Annotated in this window: 3 protein-coding genes; 1 reads left to right on the top strand and 2 read right to left on the bottom strand. The window is 35.3% G+C overall.

The annotated features are described in order from the left end of the window. On the bottom strand, positions 1 to 810 hold an 810-nt coding region (locus tag WC622_RS16855), incomplete at its 3' end, for a ribonucleotide-diphosphate reductase subunit beta (RefSeq protein ID WP_372820855.1). Between the two features lie 431 nt (positions 811 to 1,241). After that, positions 1,242 to 1,622 carry a septal ring lytic transglycosylase RlpA family protein gene (locus tag WC622_RS16850; protein ID WP_372820854.1) on the bottom strand — a complete coding sequence of 127 codons (381 nt, stop codon included), beginning with the start codon at positions 1,620 to 1,622 and terminating at the stop codon, positions 1,242 to 1,244. 179 nt (positions 1,623 to 1,801) lie between these two features. On the opposite strand from WC622_RS16850, the gene WC622_RS16845 reads away from it, so the two are divergent. Then, positions 1,802 to 2,991 (top strand): hypothetical protein (locus tag WC622_RS16845; RefSeq protein ID WP_372820853.1); only part of this gene is annotated, 1,190 nt, incomplete at its 3' end.

The raw sequence follows: 2,991 nt of genomic DNA, 5'->3' as shown, positions 1-2,991 counted from the left end.
ACCCAATTCTTGTAACCATCTATCGGCAACAAATTCAATATACTGACTCATTAATTTGGCATTCATCCCAATTAATGCCACTGGTAATGCATCAGTAATAAACTCCTTTTCAATTTCAACTGCATCTGCAATGATACCGTGCACTTGCTCCTGGCTTAGTTTATTGCTTAGCATGCTATATAAAAGACAGGCAAATTCACAGTGTGAACCCTCATCTCTCGAAATTAATTCGTTGCTAAAAGTTAAACCTGGCATTAAGCCTCTTTTTTTCAGCCAAAAGATTGAACAGAAACTACCACTGAAGAAAATACCTTCAACTGCAGCAAAAGCTACTAAGCGCTCTGCAAAAGTTCCATTTTCGATCCATCTTAATGCCCAGTCAGCTTTACGTTTTACTGCTGGAACAGTATCAATTGCGTGGAATAAACGATCTTTCTCATCTGGATCCTTAATATAAGTATCAATTAACAACGCATAGGTTTCTGCATGGATATTCTCCATCATGATTTGGAAACCATAAAAACAACGCGCTTCAGGCAATTGAACTTCGCTCATAAAATTCACTGCCAAATTCTCATTTACAATACCATCACTAGCTGAGAAAAAAGCAAGAATATGAGAAATAAAATGTCTCTCGCCATCATTCAGATTATCCCAATGTTTTTGATCATCGGATAGATCTATCTCTTCCGCTGTCCAAAAACTCGCTTCTGTTTTTTTATACATTTCCCAAAGAGCGGGGTACTTAATCGGCAAAAGAACAAAACGGTCCTTATTTTCCTTTAGCAATAATTCTTCTTCCTGCGGCATAAACTTAATTTTTTACGTTTAGAAATTGTGTATTCGTTATTTCGATAAACAGCATTTTATTGAGCGTTCAAAATGCTAAAAACCACTATTGTGAAAGTTGTATCAAAATAAATCCGCCTACAAAGCCCATTTAGCTTTCTATTCTTTAAAAACGTTCAAATTGTAACCGTTTTTAACCAACTAAATGTTAAGTACTTAAATAATATTGTATGTGGATTCTTTTAAAGAACTTTGTTTAACAAATATAGAAGTTGGGGGATTTTTTGCCTTACAAAGTTGTTAACATGTTTGAAAATTAACCAATAGTTTTCATCAAAATAGTGTCAGAAACGACATGGAAAAAAGCTAATTATTTCTTTTTAAGCACTTACAGAATCAAATCGAGTGTTAATAATTTTAAAAAACAGGTTGTAACACTGGTCAAATAAGTGTTATTTTAACACATACGAAATTTCCACTTTTGCATAACCTAGTCTATAGATACCCAGCGCTTTAGCAGCACTTTGAGATAAGTCTAATTCAAATTTTTTACTGAAAGGACCACGATCATTAATCCTCACTTCGACAACTTTATCGTTATGAAGGTTCTTTACGCGTACTATTGTTCCAAATGGTAGCTTACGATGCGCAGCGGTTAACTTTGCTGCTCTATATCTTTCGCCACTAGTGGTTTTTCTACCTTCGAATTTTTTAGCATAGTAAGTCGTAAAAATAGTTTTAACTACGCTATCTGGTTCCTTAACAGGAAGTACTTGGGCTTGCGCACCAAAGGCAATAAGGCAAAGAAATAATAAAAGTTTAATACTCGACATTATTTTTTTCTAGCGTTAAGCAAAGTGCAAATATACAAACGAAAGCCATTTAACTAAAATCTATGTTCTAAGCACCTATAAGTCAAATAGCTACTACTACCTATAAGTGGGTATTTTACCAAAAAAATTTTGAAAACCCTATTTCTTTTAAGATATTGTAACATAAAAATTATCCTCTCATGAAAATCTATTTTACCATACTCCTTTTAGCAACATTGAGCTCCAATATTGCTAACGCTCAAAAAATGAAAATTAGTGTGCTCCCAACAGATGCTACTATTTACGAGACAAAAACCGGTGGACAAGAAGAGCTCTTAGGGACTGGTTCTGCAGAGATTAAGATTAATAAGGACTTCCCAATTAAATTAGTTTTCAAGAAGCCTGGTTTTAAACCTGTAGACAAATCATATCAAAGACTAAAAGGCGTTGACCCTAAAAAGGAAGACCTTGTTGAACTAAAGGATCGCATGGTTACGGTAACCGCCGAGCCTTATGATGCCAAAATATTTGTAAACGGCGTTGAATACGGGACAAGAAAATTATTTGTCTATGTAAACGACAATAGTTCGACAACAGTGGAAGTGACTAAACCAGGTTATTATAAAAAAAGTAAAGTATATTACAATCAACCAGGAAGAGATGTTGCCCCAATAGATGATATTATTATTTTAGAAGACAAAGCGGTAAAAGTAAAGCTAAATCCTAGTGACGTACAAATATTTGTAGACGGCAAAAAATTACCAGACAACTCTGATGAAATTGTAGTTCCAGCGAAAACCAATGTAGCTGTCGAATATAGAAAAGACGGTTATGTACCAGTAGAAAGAACATATTACAACAAAGAAGGGATGCCACAAACACCCCTGTTTGAAACGATTACTTTAAAAGATCGCGTGGTAAGGGTAAATACGACGCCTAGCGATGCCACGATTAAAGTTGATGGTAAACAAGTTGCAACTGGCGAGCATAGCATTAAAATTTTAGATGGCGTTTGTGTTGAAGTAATTATTGAACGAGCAGGTTTTGTTCCAGTTATTAAAAACTTCTGCAATCAGCACAACATGCAAGCGCCTCCCACAAATGAACACATCGCCTTAAAAACCGACGAAGCCTATACTTCATCGATACAAAGTGACCAAGCAAATGTAAATTTCAGCATTACTGTGGGTGCTACCAGAACACCTGAAGATGCTTGGAAGATTATCAATGGAATTGTAACTAACTATTTTGATGTAATTGAAATGGCTGATAAAGAAACTTCCTACCTGCGTACAGCGTGGTCCATGAAAAACTTCCCAAATAACACCATCCGCACACGCGTTATTGTTAAACCAGGTAATACGGGCACCTTACAATACATTGTAAAAAT

Origin of the sequence: Pedobacter sp. (genome assembly GCF_041662865.1) — a bacterium.
Lineage (GTDB): Bacteria > Bacteroidota > Bacteroidia > Sphingobacteriales > Sphingobacteriaceae > Pedobacter.
The sequence above is the reverse complement of the archived record's forward strand: the minus strand, read 5'-3'. Positions and strand labels throughout refer to the sequence as shown.